Raw genomic sequence first — 15,841 nt, 5'->3', positions numbered from 1 at the left:
CTCAGGCACCTCCCGCGTCGGTGAACCCGTGGTGCGCGATCTCCAGGGTCTCGGTGGCGACGGCCGGGCTCGCCGGATCGAGCGTCGGACCGGTCCAGCGGACCGGCAGCACCTCGACGAGACCCCACTGGGCGACGATCGACCCGTCGGCGCGCAGCGCGGCGATCTGCGCGGTCGGGCGGGTGATGCCGGTGGCCAGGGACGAGATCCAGGCGGCGACCTTGGCGGTGTCGGGGGTGAGGGGGCGGGTGAGGCGGATGGTGGAGAAGGTGACGCGGGTGGGGAGCTGCCAGACGAAGCCGTTGATGCCGCCCTCCTGCCGCTGCTCCACCTCCACCTCGGAGGAGAGGCCGTCGCAGCCGTTGAACAGGCCGAGGTCCTCGCCGTCGATGGTGAGCTTGAAGAAGACGGTGGATGCGGGGTCCAGCTGCGTGGGCATGGTGGCGGGTCTCTCGGTTAGTCGGTCGGTGTCGGGCGGGGCCCGGGCGGTGCCGGACGGATGCCGGCGATGGCCCGGGGCGAACTCCGGTGGGATCCGGTCAGCGACCGTGGTCCCGGAGCCGGCCCACCCGCTCGCGGTCCGCGCGGAGCTCGGCGCGCAGGAGACGGGAGAGCGGGGTGACGAGCCGACGCGCCAACTCGTCGAGGTGGGTCGGGGATTCGGCGTCGGTGGGGAGTGGGGCGGCGGCGGCCGGGGTGGTGGTGGCCGGGCTGGTGCTGCTGCGCTGCACGGAAGGCGTCCCCGGGCTCGCGGTACGGGTGACCGTGGTGGCGCGGGGGGCCGGTGGGGCTTGTGCCGGTGGGGCAGGTTGCGCGGGCTGTGCGGGTTGGGGCACGGCCTGGGGAGCGGGTGTCGCGGGAGTGGCGGCGGTCGGGCTGGTCGGCGCGGTCGCGGGAACGCTCTGACGCTGGACGGACACCGGTCGGGCGACGGGCCGCGCCGGCGCGGGCGTGCCGATCGGGACGACGGGGCGAGTGCCGGCGACGGGAGTCGCGGCGGCACTGCGCTGGACGGCGGGCGCGGGCGCCGACGTGACGAGGGGAACGACGGGTACGACGGGTGCGGGTACGGGTGCGGCGGGGCTGCCGGGCGCGGCGAGGGGCGCGGGCGCGCGCTGGCCGGGCGCGGTGCGCACGGTGGGGCTCGCGGAGGTCTGGGGGTTCCGGGGGGAGCTCATGGGGCCGGTCGTGGGGCCGGGGAGGCTCGGGGCGAGCGGCCGCGTCGAGGCGAGCGGACGTGCGGACCGGCGCTGCACGGCGGGCGCCTTGGCCCGGGGGACGTCGGCGACGGTGACCAGGGGGACGGGCGCGGGGATGACTCCGGGCGCGGTGGGCCTGGTCGGTGCCGGTCCGGGAGCTGCCGTCGGCGCTGTGGGCGGTGCGGGGGTGGCCGAGGCGGGAGTCGGTGCGACCTGGGTGCGCGGACCGGTCGGAAGGCTCGCGACCGTCGGGGGAGCCGGAGATGTGGCCGGGACCTGAGGACGAGGCGTGGCGGCGGCGCGCTGCACGACGGGGGGTACGGGCGCGGTGACGGCGGGCTGGGCAGGGCTCGCGGCGGCGGGGGCCTTCGGCGTCGTCGGAGGGGTCGCCGAGGTACCCGGCTTGGCCGGGTGCGGCGCCGGGCTCGGCGTGGTGCCGGTGGCGCGGGGCTTCCCGGGGGCGCTCTGAGCGTTGGAGGGCGGTGTTCCCGGGGTGCGCGGGGTGCCGGGAGCGGGCGGCTGGGGTGCTGCCATCCGCTGGACCGACGCTGACGCGGTGTCGGACGGGAGCGAGGGTTCCGGGCTCGCGGACGGCCGCGTGATCGGCGCTCCGATCGGGGACCTGCGCGGTGCGGGGCTCGTACGCGACGCGGGTGCGTCGGGGGTGGAGCGCTGTACGGGTGCGCCGAGACCAGGCCGGGCCGGAGGTGTCACGGCGGCCGGACCCGGACGGGTCGCCGGCTTCGCCGAGGGCGCCTCGGCGGCCGGGCGTACGGAAGGAGCCGGGGTCCCCGGCGTCACGGGGGGCGCCGGACGTACGGGCGCGGGAGTGGGTGCCGGGGTGACCGGGCGTACGGGCACGGCGGCGGGCGCCGGCGCCGCCGGGGGTACCGGAGTCACGGGGGTCGCCGGCGGGGTGGACGCCGTGGTGTTCCAGTCGGCACCGGGCGCGCGACGTGAACGACGTACGGGCGGACGCCGCTGCACGGGAGGAGCAGACGTGTCGCCCGCAGTGGAGGGTGTCCCGGGCCCCGCGGGGGGAGCGGAGCCCGGGACGTTCTGGGGCCGCACGGGGGCCGAGGGCCCCGGTGCGACGGTGGGGGAAGCAGGGGTGGGCGGCACTGCGGCCGGGGTGGTCGGTCCGCCCTCGGGCGTACGCGACGGTGCCGCCGCCCGCTGGACGGGAGCCGTGCCCGGTGCGGCCGTGCCACCGGGCCGCGCGGTACCGGCCGGGGCCAGCTGACGGAGCGGCTGCACGGGCCGGGCGGAGACCAGCGGCGAGCGCCGGACGGGTGCGGGGCGTACGGGGGCGGGGCGCGAGGGCGCCGCGACCGTCGGCGTCCCCACACGGGAGGCGCGCTCAGTGTGACCGACGGGCGCGTCGGGCGCTGTGACGGGCTTGGCCACGGCACGCGCTTCAGGAGTCCGGACCGGGCCGCTTGTGGGCGCGGCGGCCCGCTGAATCGCCGGGGGAACCGCTCGGGACACCGGGGCGGTCGGAGGAGAGGGCGGAGCGACGGGCGCGGACGGTGACACCTGGCGGGCCGGGTCGGTCGGCCCGGCCGCGCGCGGCGCGCTCGCCCCGCGCACCGGAGGGGCCGCAGCTTCGTCCCGTACCGGACGACGACTCGTCCCCGTGTCCTTCCGTACGCCCGACGGGGCGGTGGCGCGCTGGACGGCCGCCGGCGTGGCGCCACCGGTCCGCGCGTCACGTTCCCCACTCGGAGCCGAACGCGGTGCCGAACGTGGTGCCGAGCCCGGTCCCGAAGCCGAAGACGAACGCTGTGCCGAGACCGATCCCGAACGCGTAGCCGTAGCCGAGGTCGAAGCCGGGCCCGCACCCGAAGCCGTTCCCGCCACCGGGAGTCGCAGCCCCGGGAGTTCCGGCGGCTCCGCCCCCTCCGGGCCGGGCGCCGGCTGCCGTACGGGCCGGACCGCGTCCAGGAGCAGGCCGCCGGGCGCGTCCGGGACCGCGCCGTGGCCGAGGTCGGTCTGGAAGGAGGGGTTCCAATGCGTCGCGAGCGACGCGGCGAAGCCGTACTCCGCGACGGTGCGCGGAGCGTCGAGGACCCGCTGCACGGGCGGCAGTGCCCGCCACGCGTCCCCGGGCGCCGTGGCACGTGCCACGGACGCCGAGCTCTCCTCGGAGGCACCGGCCTCCGCCCCGGGCGACTTCCGCGCCCGCCACTTCTCGAACATGCCCATCGTCCCCGACCTCCCTTCCCTGTCCTGTCCTTACGCCTGCGCCCGCTCCACCAGCGAGGCCACCTGCGCCACGTACCTCCGCCGGTCCGCGTGCTCCAGGTCGAGGATGTCGTCCATGCCCCAGTGGAAGTGGAAGGCGAGGTACGCGGTCTCCTCCTCGATCCGGTCGACCGCGTACGTCACGATTCCCCCAGGCGGCTCCCGGCCAGCTCGACCTCGAAGGACTCCTCGCAGTGCGGGCAGGCGACGGCGGCCCGCGTGTGGCCCTCCGCGTTGATCTGCCGGTAGAAGTCCTGGAGGAACGCCAGGTCGGAGGCGAACATGTTCTCCACCGTCCCGTCGTGGACCGACGGGAGCGTGCCCAGCCGGGTGATCACCCGGCCGAGCAGCACCACGGACAGGTACGCCGGGTTCTCACGGACCCGGATGTCCCGCAGCGGGAGCAGCTCGTCCCTCGCCGTGGCCAGCCGCATCGCCCCGTTGCGGTGCACGGTGCCCGCCTCGTCGACGAACCCGCGCGGCAGCTCGAACTCGAACTCCGTGCGGAGGGGCTCCTGTTGGCGGTGCTGCTGCGTACCCGCCGATCCTTCGCGTCGCATTAGCCGAGGGTCAGCTCTTCGAAGGTGATGGTGACCTGCTCGGTCAGGGCGGCGGCGTCGCCGGCCTTGGTCGCGCTCAACTCCACCTTGGTGCACCAGGCGTTGCGCAGGTTGTAGCGCTTCACCTCGCTGAGCTGGTAGTCGAGGAAGATGATGGACGCGTCCTTGCGGGCCGCACCCATGTCGCCGGCGATGGAGGACGCGATCCACTCGGTGAAGGCGGCGGACTGGGTCGCGCCGCGGGTCACCGTGCACTCACCGGCCTTCTTCACGCCGGGGAGCTTCTTGATCATCGGCTTGCCGTCGGCCGAGACCTGCTGGAACTCGATGACGTCCTGCTCCATCGAGAGGCCGCTGATCTCCTGCAGGGTCTCGACCATGACGCCGTCGATCTGCAGGCCGAAATTGTGGGTAGTGAGGGCGTCACCGGTGTCGAGAGACATGGGGGATCACTCCTGTTCGTGGGGCGGGTGCTGGCGTGAGGGAGGGGCGGTGCGGTGGCGCGGCGGGGGAGGTCTACTCCTCCAGGTCGCCGCCACCGCCCTGGAACTGCGCGAGGCGGAAGACCACGAACTCGGCGGGCTTCACCGGGGCGATGCCGATCTCGCAGACCACGCGGCCGAGGTCGACCGACTCCGGCGGGTTCGTCTCGGCGTCGCACTTCACGTAGAAGGCGTCCTCGGCGCGCTGGCCGAACAGGGCGCCCTGACGCCACTCGTTGACGAGGAAGGCCGAGATGTTGCGGCGGATCCGCGCCCACAGCGACTGGTCGTTGGGCTCGAAGACGACCCACTGCGTACCGACGAGGATGGACTCCTCGAGGTAGTTGAAGTAACGGCGGACGTTCAGGTAGCGCCAGGCCGGGTCGGAGGCCAGGGTCCGCGCGCCCCACACCCGGATGCCGCGGCCCGGGAACGCACGGATGCAGTTCACGCCGATCGGGTTGAGCAGGTCCTGCTCGCCGCGCGTGATCTGGAGCTCCAGGTCGACGGCGCCGCGCACGATCTCGTTGGCGGGGGCCTTGTGGACACCGCGCTCGGAGTCGTTCCGGGCCCAGACGCCGGCCATGTGGCCGGACGGCGGAACCGTGCGGGTCTGGCCGGTGGCCGGGTCGAACGACTTGATCCACGGGTAGTAGAGGGCCGCGTACCGGGAGTCGTAACCGGCCGTCTCCTGACGCCAGGTGCGGATGTCGCGGGCGTTGAGGGCGGGCGGCGGGTCGAGGATCGCCATCCGGTCGCCCATGAGCTCGCAGTGCGCGATGAGACCGAGCTGGACGGCCTTGACCTGCTCCAGGTCGATGAGCCCCTGCTGATAGGCGGCCATCAGGTCGGGCACGGCGACCATGTTGATCTCGTCGTACGCCTCCAGGCCGCCGAAGCCGGTGCGGTCGGCGGAGTCGCCGATGAACTGCCCGGACTCCAGCGCGGCGGACGCGCCGGCCCGCGCCGCGACCGGTGCGGGCACCTGCGCGGGCGGGGCGAGGGTCACGGCCTGCGCCTCGGGCCTGGCGAGCTGCCCGCCGGCCGCGGCCTCCTCCAGGAGGATGGTCTTGGAGCGCTGCTTGACCTGCGCCACGACGTAGTTGCGGGCGCTCTTCTTGGCGGAGGCGTCGAAGCTCTCGACGACCTTCTCGCCGTCCTTGACGACCAGCTTGAAACGCTCGGCGTCGCCCTCGACGTCCTGCACCTCGACGGTGAGCGACCCGCCCGCCTCCGATCCGGCGGCGATCGCGGCGACCCGGAACGCGCCGAGCGCGACGGCCTCACCGGCGACGAGCTGCGGCACGGCCGGCTCGGCGGACCCGATGGCCTGCGTGGCGCCCAGCGCGTCCCCGCCGCCGACGCGCACGACGTATGCCGCCGTGCCGCCGTTGTTGAAGAACCCGTAGACGGAGTGGGCGAGGTAGTACCCGTCCGTGAAGTCGCCGAACGAGGCCACGTACTGCGACCAGTTGGTGACGAGCACCGGCTCGTTCAGCGGCCCGACGGGCGAAAGGCCGACGAACGCGGCGACGGACGTCCCGACGCCCTCGATGGGACGGGAGCCGCTGGCGACTTCCTCGACGTAGACGCCGGGGGACAGGTAGGTGGGCACGCTCGGTTGCTCCTCGGTGGTGGGGTCTGTCGGCCGGTGACCGCGGAGACACGGCGGTTCACGGCCGCGGCGTCGGCATCGGCGTCGTCGCGGCGCTCCGACACGACCGACTCTCCTCCGAACCCGTCCCTCGCGGGAGGAGTGAACGGGCGGGCGCGAGGGCAGGAGGACCTGCCCGAAAGTCCCGTGCCCGACGGGTCGCCACAGGGGGCGTCGGGGGCACCGCATCCTGCCCGCGAACAGGGTCGTTCGGGCAGCCGCGCACCCCGCTCTCCCCCCTAGCCTTCGCCCATGACCATGTGGACCTCTCTGGACCCGGCCGATGTGACCGTCGAGCCAGGGGCCCGGACCTCCGCCCGCCTGCGGGTACGCAACACCGGGGACACCGTCGAGGAGTACCGGCTTTCGATCGTCGGCAAACCCTCGGGCTGGTCCCGGGTGGAGCCGGACGTCCTCCGCCTCTACCCGGGCAGCGAGGGGACCGCCGAGATCTCGTTCGCCCCGCCCCGCTCGTCGGACGTGGAGGCCGGACCCGTCGCGTACGGCATCCGTGTCGACCCCCGGGAGAACACCGGTGCCCGGGACGTGCTGGAGGGCCGGCTGACCGTCACGCCCTTCACCGAGACGCGCGCCGAACTGCTGCCGCCCGCGCTCATAGGCCGCTTCCGCGGCCGGGCCCGGATCGCGGTGGACAACCTCGGCAACACCCCGTTGACCGCGTCCCTCGTGGCGCGCGACGAGGCGAACCGCCTCACCTTCGACGTACGGCCCAACGCCGTGCAGATCGCCCCGGGCCGCGCCGCGTTCGGCGAACTCGTGGTGCGGCCGCAGTCGGTGCGGTGGACCGGTGCCGAGGAGTCGCACCGCTTCACCGTGGCCGTGCGGCGGGCCGGCGACGACACCGCCCTCGACCTCGACGCCACGTTCGACCAGCGGCCCGTCCTCGGGAACTGGCTCGTGGTGGTGGGCGGACTCCTCCTGACCGCCGTGATCGCCTTCGTCGTGCTCTGGTTCAACTTCTCGCCGAAGATCGTCAGCGCGGCCAAGGAGATCCGGGCGACGAACGCGCCCCGACCCGCGCCGCAGGGCAGTGGGGACACGCTGCCCGAAGCGCCCCCGCCGCCCAGCGACGCGGCAGCGCCGCCGCCCGGCGGGGACGATTCCGGCGGCGCCCCGCCCCCCACCGACGGGGCGGCACCGCCGCCCCTCGAACAGGGCGACGGCGGGGGCGGCGGAGACGGCGGGAACGGCGGCGGAGGCGGTGGGGCCGGCGGCAATTCGGGCGGTGACACGACCGAGGCCCTGCCCCGCGAAGGCACGTCGACCCAGCCCGTGCAGGACGACGGCGGTGAGACCACCGCACCGGCACCGACCACCGGCGGGAACAAGCAGACCACGCCCCCGCCCGCCCCGGTGAGGAACCAACCCCCGTGGCGCATGGGCGACGCACCGGAGCTCGTCGTCGAGTTCGCCCAGGAGCGGCTGGCCTCCCTCGACAACGCCTGCGACCTCAAGCCGGGCTGGACCAGGGGAGTGATCGACACGCGGACCCGCGCCTCCCTGATCTGCTACCAGAACCTCGTCGTGTCGGAGGGGGAGAACAAGGGGAAGAACTCCGCCGCGATCTTCCACACCGACACGGCGGGCGAGCTGGGCCGGGCCACGCTCACCTCTCTGTGGGCCCAGGGGATCACCGTCGACTCGGTGAAGCCCGGCACCACCACCTGGCAGACCACGCAGCTGATGGCGGCCTTCTGGTGGGCGATCAACCGCGGCTTCGATTCCGGCGACATGGTCGTGGCGCGCACCAACGCCCAGTACGGCATCGACCACTTCCGCTGGAAGCGGGACAAGACCAGCAAGTACAGCACCCAGGTCACCGACCACATCAAGCAGTACCAGTCGGCCGTCGGACTCCCGGCCACGGGCACCGTCGACGGCAACACACTCAAGAAGATGGTCGGCGGCAGCGTGAAGCGCTGAGCCGACCGGCCAGGACGTGAACGGACGAGGGGGCCACCCGCACGGGTGGCCCCCTCGTCGAGGTCTCAGGGGGCACGCCCCCCTGATGTTCCTACGGTGCCCAGGGCATGCCCGCGTCGAGCACGAGCCGCCCCGCCTTCTCGTACTCGCGCCGCGCCCCGGCCCGTACGTCCGCACCGGTCACCGCCGTGCCGCGCGCCGCCGCCAGATAGCCGGCCGTCACCGCCGCCGACCGGATCGCGCCGCCCGCGAGCTCGAACTGCGCCGCGCAGCGCGCGATCTCCTCGCCCAGGCCGTCGGCCTTCGGCGTGCCCGCCAGGCAGGAGTGCCAGAGCGCGACCCGCTGCTCGGCGTCCGGGAACGGGAACTCCACTACCAGGTCGAGCCGGCGGGTGAACGCCTCGTCGATGTTGGCCCGGAGGTTGGTGGTGAGCACCGCGATCCCGGCGAAGGACTCCAGCCGCTGGAGCAGATACGCGCTCTCCAGATTGGCGTACCGGTCGTGCGAGCTCTTCACCTCCGACCGCTTCCCGAAGACCGCGTCGGCCTCGTCGAAGAGCAGCACGCAGTCGGTGCGGTCCACCTCGACGAAGATCCGCTCCAGGTTCTTCTCCGTCTCGCCGACGTACTTGTCGACCACCGACGAGAGGTCCACCACATAGAGGTCCAGGCCCAGTTCGCCCGCGACCACCTCGGCGCCCAGCGTCTTTCCGGTGCCCGACTCGCCGGCGAACAGCGCGACGACACCGCGACCGCGCCCGCCGCCGGTGCGGAGCCGCCACTCGCCGAGCACGCGCTCCCGGTTGCGGGCCCGCCCCGTCAGCTCGTGCAGCATGCCCAGCGGGTCCTCGGGCAGGACGATGTCGGCGAAGCCGACGGCGGGCCGGATCCGCCGCGCATGGCTGTCGAGGAGCGGCGCGGAGACGAGCCGGGCACTGCGCTGCACCTGCGCGAGGGTCGGCGTGGTTCCCTCGAACGCCGCGAGGGCCCGCGCCGAGCGGGCCGCCCGGCGGACCTGGTCGCCGCTGAGGCGGTACGGCGCGGTGGCCTCGTCCAGATCGAAGTCCCCCTCCAGCACCCCCAGTTCCCGGTGCCAGAGGTCGCCGGACCCCGGTGTCACGCCCGGGGCGTCGAGCGCGAGCAGCTCCGCGTCCGGCGCCCACCTCGGGTCGGGCGCGTCGGTGCCCGCGAGGACCACCGTCGCCCCGGACGAGGCCAACGCCCGTACGAGCGGAGCGGGTTGCGGCGGCAGCGGCTCGACGACCACGGCGGCGCCACGCAGCCGCGCCTCGCGGAGGAGCGCGCGCGCCGCCACGGCGTCGACGGACTCCGGCCGGTATCGCAGTACGGGCCGCCCGGCCTCGCGCAGCGCGGCCACGACGGAATCGGTGGCGGCACCGGGGACGCGCTCCCGCAGGTGTACGGTCACGGGCCCGGCGGCCGCGACGCGGGCACCGAGCGTCCCGGCCGCCGTCGCCGCCGGGGCCTGGCCCGTCTCGGTCGGCGGCAGCAACTCCACACCTCTGCCGAGCAGTTCCGCGTCGAGGCGGCTGTCGTCACCCAGCAGGTGCGCGACCAGCCGCTCCGGCACGCGCAGTGCCCGTCCCGGCAGTGGCCGGTCCTCGTCCTCGACGATCAGCAACCCGCCGGAGAGCAGGGGAGCCGCCGAGTGGAAGCGGTCGCGCGCTGCCGGGTCGAGGGGACCGGTGCCGGCGAGGTCGAGGGCGAGCGCCACGGTGGCGCGGCGCCGGCCGACGTCGTCGTTGAGGTACCCGTACAGTGCCTCGAAGCCCCGGTCCACATCGGGCGCGAGGGCCGCGACGAGGATGTGCGCGTCGAGCGCCGACAGGCCGAAGGTCCGGGCGAGCAGGGCGAGTCGGGACGAACCGTCGGTGTCCGGCAGCGGGACGGCGTCGTCGTGCCCCGCCGCGCGCACCGGCTCCGCCGCGATCCGGCGGGCCGTCTCCTCGGTGACGTAGAGGCCGCGCAGCGGATCGCCCGCCGTGGGGTCTCCGGCGCCGCGGGCGTCCACGAGCGCGGCGACGCGCGCACGCAGCGCGGCGATCAGATCCAGCACGCCGTCACCGCCCGCCCGCGTTCTTCGTGCCGGTCGTCCCGGTCGTGCCGGTCGTCCCGTTCGTGGTGCTCGTGGTGCTCATCGTCACCGAGCGCCGCATCATCCGGGGCCGCGAGTCTCCGGGCACGCCGTCGATCCCGCGCACGACGAGCTCCGCGCCCTCGGTGACCGGCGGCGCCACCTCGTACACGGGGGTGACCGGGAACGGCGTGCTGACCACGACGTCCAGGGAAGGCTTGAGCTCGCCGCCGAGCGCCGACCAGATGTCCGCCAGCGACCGCGACTCCGCCGGCGGCACCGCGACGGAGAGCGGAAGGGACTCGGTGATCGGCCGGACCGACTCCGGCACCGCGTCGCCGGTCAGCACCTCGTGCGGGAGCAGCAGCGCCAGCGCGCCCGAGAGCAGCCGGTGTTCGTCCTCCGGCCGGGCCGTCCAGGCGGTCACCAGGTACGAGAGCCGGAACCACCGCGGCGGCTGACGCCTGCGCGTCACGATCCCGTTGGCGTCCCGCTCGGCGTAGGCACCGCGCTCCCGCCGGGCCACGTCCTCCCGGATGTCGTACAGATAGGCGTTCAGGGTGGGGGAGTTACGGCGCGCCGCCCAGTCGCGGGTCGGCGCGTCGAAGGCGATGTCGCCGGTGACGGCGGGCGCGAGCAGCCGGCGCAGCGCCTCGTCGATCTCATGGATCATCAGATGTAGCCTTCGCGGAGCGCGTACGCGACGGCATGCGCCCGGTTGGTGAGCTGGAGACGCGTCATCAGCGCGTGCAGGATGTTCTTGACGGTGCGCTCGGAGTAGGCGAGCTTCTCGCTGATCTGCCGGGTGTCCAGGCCCTCGGCGAGCAGCCGCAGCACGTCCACCTCGCGCGGCGCCATCCCGAAGAGCGGCACCGCCCCGCCGGTGGTCGTCCCCGCCGTCGTCGCCCTCTGCAGCCGCCCCACCTGGTTCAGGAGGCGGCTCACCAGGTCCGGCGGCAGCTCGCCCTCGCCGCGGGCGGCGCTGTGCACGGCGCTCAGCAGGCGCTGTTCGGTGGCCTGGTGCCGCCAGATGATGGCGCGCACCCCGTACTCGACCACCGCGAGCAGGTCGGGTTCGCGCAGCTCCCGGGCGACGAGGACGACACGCTGGTCCCTGCCGCGCAGGAGGCGCCGCAGTTCGGCCGTCGTGGGTTCGTCGATCCGGTCGGCGAGCATCACGGCCACCGCCGGGGAGTCCCGGCACCCGTCGTCCTGCTCGGGGACGAAGTCGACGGTCGGCTGGTGCCGCAGGTGGCTGATGAGCCCGGCCCTGCTGAGCGGATCGGATGCGTGGACGGTCACCGTCACCCGCTGTGTGAGCACTCCGGCTACCTGCCCTTTCCCGCGCGACACGAGGGTCCGGGTGTGGTCGGGCACCCGGGCTCGGCGGTTAAAACGGGCATGCCGGTCTCTGGCGGCCGCTGGTCGGCGCGCATGGTGGGGCCCCCTGTGTTCTGCTGGTCCGCGGCCGGCTCACCGGCCACCGTGGTCCCTCCCAGCTTCCTCAGTGGTGCTCACGTCGCGCTAACGTTCCGCTGCCGTTCATCCGACCCACCGTCCCGGGGCCTGCCATCCCATCTGCCGTGTGGCTCGCGTCACGTGAGGGGCGCGGCCCGCGTCGCCGCTCGCCGCCGGCCGTTCGCTGTTCGCCGTTCGCTGTTCGCCGTTCGCCGTTCGCCGTTCGTCGCTCGCCTCTCGCCTCTCGCCGTTCGTCGCCCGGAGCCGTACGACGACGGCTGCGGCCCGCTCCCCGGGCCGCAGCCGATCCGGTCAACCGGCGGCGGTGCCGAACCACTTCGCCAGGTGGACGAGCAGTTCGTCCTGGTCGTCACCGACCCATGCCACGTGCCCGTCCGGCCGCAGCAGCACGGCGGGTACGTCGAGTTCCTCGGCGGCGTCGACGACGTGGTCGACCCGGTCCGCCCAACCCTCCGCCGAGAGGCTGCCGGTCCGGTCGAGCAGCAGCCCGCGGCCACCGCGCATCAGCTCGTACAGGCGCCCCTGCTTCAGCGTCAGGTCCCGCATCCGCAGGCCGAGCAGCTCGTGGCCCTCGCCGAGGTCGTAGCGGACCCCGATCGCGGTGATCTCCTCGGTCACGTACCGGTTGGCCTCCTCGAAGTCCAGGAGCTTCGAGAACAGTTCGCGCAGGGCCTTCGGGCCGGGCCCGTCCTCCAGGAGCACGCCCTGCGCGAGGGTGCTGGTCAGGACGCGGTCGCCCTCCGGGTGACGCTCGGCGTGGTAGCTGTCCAACAGGCCGTCCGGCGCCCAGCCGTTCACCTCGGCGGCCAGCTTCCAGCCGAGGTTGAACGCGTCCTGCACGCCGAGGTTGAGGCCCTGCCCGCCGGTCGGCGGGTGGATGTGCGCCGCGTCGCCGGCCAGGAGCACCCGGCCGACCCGGTAGCGCTCCGCCAGACGGCTGGCGTCGCCGAACCGGGAGAGCCAGTGCGGCGAGTGCGCGCCGAAGTCGGTGCCGGCGACCTCCCGGAGCCGCTCCTTGAACTCCTCCAGGGTCGGCGTGGCCGGGCGGTCCTCGCTCACGTCCGCGGCGGGCACGATGACGCGGTACGTCCCGTCCCCGTTGGGGATGGTGCCGAACCGCACGACGGTCCTGCGGACGTCCGCCGTCACCGAGGCCACCGTCTCGGGGTCCTCGGCGAGCTCCATCTCGCCGAGCAGCGTCTCGTTCTGCGCGGGTTCACCGGGGAAGCCGACGCCGAGCAGCTTGCGCACCGCGCTGCGGCCGCCGTCGCAGCCGACGAGGTAGCGGGCCCGCAGCCGGGTCCCGTCGGCGAGCTCGGCGGTCACCCCGTCCACGTCCTGCTCAAGACCGACGAGTTCGCAGCCGCGCCGGATCTCCACGCCGAGCTCGACGGCGTGCTCGGTGAGCAGCCGCTCGGTCTCGGTCTGCGGGAGCAGAAGACCGTACGGATGCGCGGTGTCCGCCTGCTCCGGCCACGGCTTGACGATGGCGGAGAACAGGGAGCCGACCGAGAACGGCTCGCCGACCGCCCGGAACCGGTCGAGCAGGCCGCGCTGGTCCATTACCTCGACGCTCCGCACGTGAATGCCGCGCGCACGCTGCTGCCGGGTCGGTTCGGTCAACTTCTCGAGGACGACGGCCCGTACACCGTGGAGCCGCAGTTCGGCGGCCAGCATGAGTCCGGTCGGTCCGCCGCCGGCGATGATGACGTCGAGTATCAATGATCTTCCGTTTCCGCAGGTCGTGGCTGAGATCGCTGATTCTGCGTCATACCCGGGGTCTTGCCGCAAGTCCCCTTGTGGGCTATACCTTGAGGAAGGCGAGGAGTGCGTGAACTCCTCGCCTTCGTCGTTGCCGGTCGCCGGTCGCCGGTCGCCGGTCGCCGGTCGCCGGTCGCCGGTCGCCGGTCGCCGGTCCCGGACCCGGGACGCCGGGTGCGGTCGTCGCGTCACGGCCGTTGTCAGTGGCATGGGCAAGGATGTTCCCCATGACGATCCTTTCCGCCGATGAGGCGTTCTCCGGCATGTCCAGCACGTCCGACCGTGCCGCGTACGAGGCCGCTGTCGACCGCCTGCGCGAGGCGTCCCGCACGTACTACGGCGCGGGCTACAGCCTCATGGACGACGTCACGTACGACCGGCTGCGGCTGGCCGTGAAGGCGTGGGAGGAGGAGCACCCCGACGCCGTCGCGCCGGGCTCGCCCACCGACCAGGTCGCCGACGGAGCCGCCCCCGTCGGCGACGTCGCCCACACCACGCGCCTCCTCAGCCTGGACAACGTCTTCGCCCCCGAGGAGCTCGCGGCCTGGGGAGCGTCGCTCCAGCGCCGGCTCGGCCACGAGCCGACGGGCGGGTTCACCGTCGAACCGAAGATGGACGGCGCGGCCGTCGCCGCCCGCTACCGCGACGGACGGCTCGTGCAGATCATCACCCGGGGCGACGGCGCCCGGGGCGAGGACGTCAGCCACGTCATCGGCACGATCGCGGGCCTGCCCGAGCAGCTGCCGGTCGCCGCCACCTTCGAGGCCCGCGGCGAGGTCCTGTTCACCCAGGAGCAGTTCGAGACCGCCAACGAGGTGCGCACCGCGCACGGCGGCGCGGTCTTCGCGAACCCGCGCAACGGAGCGGCGGGCACCCTGCGGGCCAAGGACCGCCCGTACCGGCTCGCCATGACGTTCTGGGCGTACGGCGCGGTCGACCTCGACGGCGGGGAATTCCTCCCCGCCGGAGCCACCCACGCCGAGACGCTGGCCGCGGTGGCGCGCGCCGGTGTGCGGACGACGGCGGACAACCCGGCCGGGCTGCACGTGGTCGCCACGCTCGCAGAGGCGCAGGAGAAGGTCGACGCGATCGCGGCGCTGCGCGCGGGCCTGCCCTTCGGCATCGACGGCGTCGTCATCAAGGCCGACAGCGCGGCCGAGCAGGCCGCGGTCGGATCCGGCAGCCGCTTCCCCTACTGGGCCATCGCCTACAAGCTCCCGGCGGTCGAGCGGCAGACCGTCCTGGAGGACGTGATCTGGGACGTGGGCCGTACGGGCGTGCTCGCGCCCACCGCGATCCTCGCCCCGGTCGAGCTCGACGGGTCGACCGTCACCCGCGCGACCCTGCACAACCCCGCCGACATCCTCCGGCGCGACCTCCACATCGGCGACACCGTCACGGTCCACAAGGCCGGCGACATCATCCCGCGCGTCGAGGCCGCCGTCGTCGAGCTCCGCCCGCAGGACGCCACCCCGGTCCCCCTGCCGGAGGAGTGCCCCCACTGCGGTGGCGCCATCGACAAGACCCAGGAGCGGTGGCGCTGCGCGAAGGGCACCGCCTGCGCGCTGGCCCCGCTCATCGAGTACGTCGCCGGGCGCGACATCCTCGACATCGACGGCCTCGGCAGGAAGTACGTCGACGCGCTGATCGCCTCCGGCGACGTGCACGACGTCGCCGACCTGTTCATCCTCACCGAGGACCGGCTCACCGCCGCCTCCGGCAGTGCCAAGCGCGGCGCGAAGCTCGCCGAGCAGATCGAGCTCGCCAAGTCCCGCCCCCTCAGTCGCGTCTTCTGCGCGCTCGGCATCCCGGGCACCGGCCGGCGCATGTCCCGCCGCATCGCCGAGCACTTCGGCACCATGGAGGCCATCCGCGCGGCCGACGCCGACGTCCTTCAGGACGTCGAGGGCATCGGCCCGGAGAAGGCTCCGGTCATCGTCGAGCAGGTCGCCGCGCTCGCCCCGGTGATCGACAAGCTCATCGCGGCCGGCGTCACCATGACCGAGCCGCGGCGGGAGGACTCCGAGCAGGCCGAGGACGGGCCGCTGACCGGCAGGACCGTCGTCGTGACGGGGAAGATGACCGGCCCGCTCGACGGCTGGGGCCGCTCCGAGATGGGCGCGCTGATCGAGAAGGCCGGTGGGCGCGTCGGCAGTGGTGTCAACTCCAAGACCTCCTACCTGGTCGCCGCTCCCGCCGCGAACGGCAAGCCGAGCTCGAAGGCCGTCAAGGCGCAGGAGCTCGGCGTGGAGGTGCTCACCCCGGAGGCCTTCGCCGCGCTCACGGCCGCCTACCTCGACTGACGGGGCGCGCGCCGGCGTCGTCCGCCGACAGCGCCGGCGACTTCCACCCACAGCGCCGGCGACGTCCGCCGACGGCTCCGGCGGAGCGTCGGCGCGGGCCGGGCCGTGCGCCCGCATGCC

General features: G+C 74.0%; 12 protein-coding genes. 2 read left to right on the top strand and 10 right to left on the bottom strand.

Annotated elements, in window-relative coordinates; all coding sequences use genetic code 11:
* Position 1 precedes the first annotated feature (1 nt).
* From ACFC0G_RS23820 to ACFC0G_RS23795, 6 genes are all read right to left on the bottom strand, one after another.
* Positions 2-439 carry a phage tail protein gene (locus ACFC0G_RS23820; RefSeq protein WP_376406411.1) on the bottom strand — a complete coding sequence of 146 codons (438 nt, stop codon included), beginning with the start codon at positions 437-439 and terminating at the stop codon, positions 2-4.
* A gap of 100 nt (positions 440-539) precedes the next feature.
* Positions 540-1,733, bottom strand: a complete 1,194-nt coding sequence (locus ACFC0G_RS23815; RefSeq protein ID WP_376406409.1) for a hypothetical protein — start codon at positions 1,731-1,733, stop codon at positions 540-542.
* Positions 1,734-3,434: 1,701 nt separating this feature from the next.
* The gene (locus tag ACFC0G_RS23810; RefSeq protein WP_376406407.1) at positions 3,435-3,587 is read right to left on the bottom strand and encodes a DUF6760 family protein; all 153 of its coding nucleotides are present in this window, start codon (positions 3,585-3,587) and stop codon (positions 3,435-3,437) included.
* A complete protein-coding gene (locus ACFC0G_RS23805) occupies positions 3,584-4,003 on the bottom strand; it encodes a hypothetical protein (protein WP_055639579.1) in 420 nt (139 codons plus the stop codon). The genes ACFC0G_RS23810 and ACFC0G_RS23805 overlap by 4 nt, the downstream gene beginning before the upstream one ends.
* Positions 4,003-4,446 carry a phage tail protein gene (locus ACFC0G_RS23800; protein ID WP_024754772.1) on the bottom strand — a complete coding sequence of 148 codons (444 nt, stop codon included), beginning with the start codon at positions 4,444-4,446 and terminating at the stop codon, positions 4,003-4,005. The genes ACFC0G_RS23805 and ACFC0G_RS23800 overlap by 1 nt, the downstream gene beginning before the upstream one ends.
* Before the next feature lie 73 nt (positions 4,447-4,519).
* Positions 4,520-6,100 carry a phage tail sheath family protein gene (locus tag ACFC0G_RS23795; RefSeq protein WP_376406405.1) on the bottom strand — a complete coding sequence of 527 codons (1,581 nt, stop codon included), beginning with the start codon at positions 6,098-6,100 and terminating at the stop codon, positions 4,520-4,522.
* Positions 6,101-6,391: 291 nt separating this feature from the next.
* Between ACFC0G_RS23795 and ACFC0G_RS23790 the strand changes: the two genes are divergently transcribed.
* The gene (locus ACFC0G_RS23790) at positions 6,392-8,083 is read left to right on the top strand and encodes a peptidoglycan-binding protein (protein WP_376406403.1); all 1,692 of its coding nucleotides are present in this window, start codon (positions 6,392-6,394) and stop codon (positions 8,081-8,083) included.
* 91 nt (positions 8,084-8,174) lie between these two features.
* On the opposite strand, the gene ACFC0G_RS23785 is transcribed toward ACFC0G_RS23790, so the two are convergent.
* The 4 genes from ACFC0G_RS23785 to rox form a co-directional block, all read right to left on the bottom strand.
* The gene (locus ACFC0G_RS23785) at positions 8,175-10,160 is read right to left on the bottom strand and encodes an ATP-binding protein (RefSeq protein WP_376406401.1); all 1,986 of its coding nucleotides are present in this window, start codon (positions 10,158-10,160) and stop codon (positions 8,175-8,177) included.
* Between the two features lie 4 nt (positions 10,161-10,164).
* Positions 10,165-10,851: a DUF4255 domain-containing protein gene (locus ACFC0G_RS23780; protein WP_376406399.1), complete on the bottom strand. Its 687-nt coding sequence runs from the start codon at positions 10,849-10,851 to the stop codon at positions 10,165-10,167.
* Entirely contained in the window at positions 10,851-11,501 is a 651-nt protein-coding gene (locus ACFC0G_RS23775; RefSeq protein ID WP_376406397.1) for a LuxR C-terminal-related transcriptional regulator, read from the bottom strand. The genes ACFC0G_RS23780 and ACFC0G_RS23775 overlap by 1 nt, the downstream gene beginning before the upstream one ends.
* A 447-nt stretch (positions 11,502-11,948) precedes the next feature.
* Positions 11,949-13,376: a rifampin monooxygenase gene (gene rox, locus ACFC0G_RS23770; RefSeq protein ID WP_376406774.1), complete on the bottom strand. Its 1,428-nt coding sequence runs from the start codon at positions 13,374-13,376 to the stop codon at positions 11,949-11,951.
* 269 nt (positions 13,377-13,645) lie between these two features.
* On the opposite strand from rox, the gene ligA reads away from it, so the two are divergent.
* Positions 13,646-15,721: an NAD-dependent DNA ligase LigA gene (gene ligA / locus ACFC0G_RS23765; RefSeq protein WP_376406395.1), complete on the top strand. Its 2,076-nt coding sequence runs from the start codon at positions 13,646-13,648 to the stop codon at positions 15,719-15,721.
* Positions 15,722-15,841: the final 120 nt, after the last annotated feature.

Source organism: Streptomyces sp. NPDC056169 (assembly GCF_042268445.1).
Lineage (GTDB): Bacteria > Actinomycetota > Actinomycetes > Streptomycetales > Streptomycetaceae > Streptomyces.
Note: the sequence above shows the minus strand (reverse complement) of the source record. Positions and strands in the feature narration are given on the sequence as shown.

Excerpts from the sequence above, each read along its gene's own strand:
- ACFC0G_RS23805 (WP_055639579.1), bottom strand. The coding sequence starts at position 4,003 with ATGCGACGCGAAGGATCGGCGGGTACGCAGCAGCACCGCCAACAGGAG.
- ACFC0G_RS23815 (WP_376406409.1), bottom strand. The coding sequence starts at position 1,733 with ATGGCAGCACCCCAGCCGCCCGCTCCCGGCACCCCGCGCACCCCGGGA.
- ACFC0G_RS23820 (WP_376406411.1), bottom strand. The coding sequence starts at position 439 with ATGCCCACGCAGCTGGACCCCGCATCCACCGTCTTCTTCAAGCTCACC.
- ACFC0G_RS23780 (WP_376406399.1), bottom strand. The coding sequence starts at position 10,851 with ATGATCCATGAGATCGACGAGGCGCTGCGCCGGCTGCTCGCGCCCGCC.
- ACFC0G_RS23790 (WP_376406403.1), top strand. The coding sequence starts at position 6,392 with ATGACCATGTGGACCTCTCTGGACCCGGCCGATGTGACCGTCGAGCCA.
- ACFC0G_RS23800 (WP_024754772.1), bottom strand. The coding sequence starts at position 4,446 with ATGTCTCTCGACACCGGTGACGCCCTCACTACCCACAATTTCGGCCTG.
- ligA (WP_376406395.1), top strand. The coding sequence starts at position 13,646 with ATGACGATCCTTTCCGCCGATGAGGCGTTCTCCGGCATGTCCAGCACG.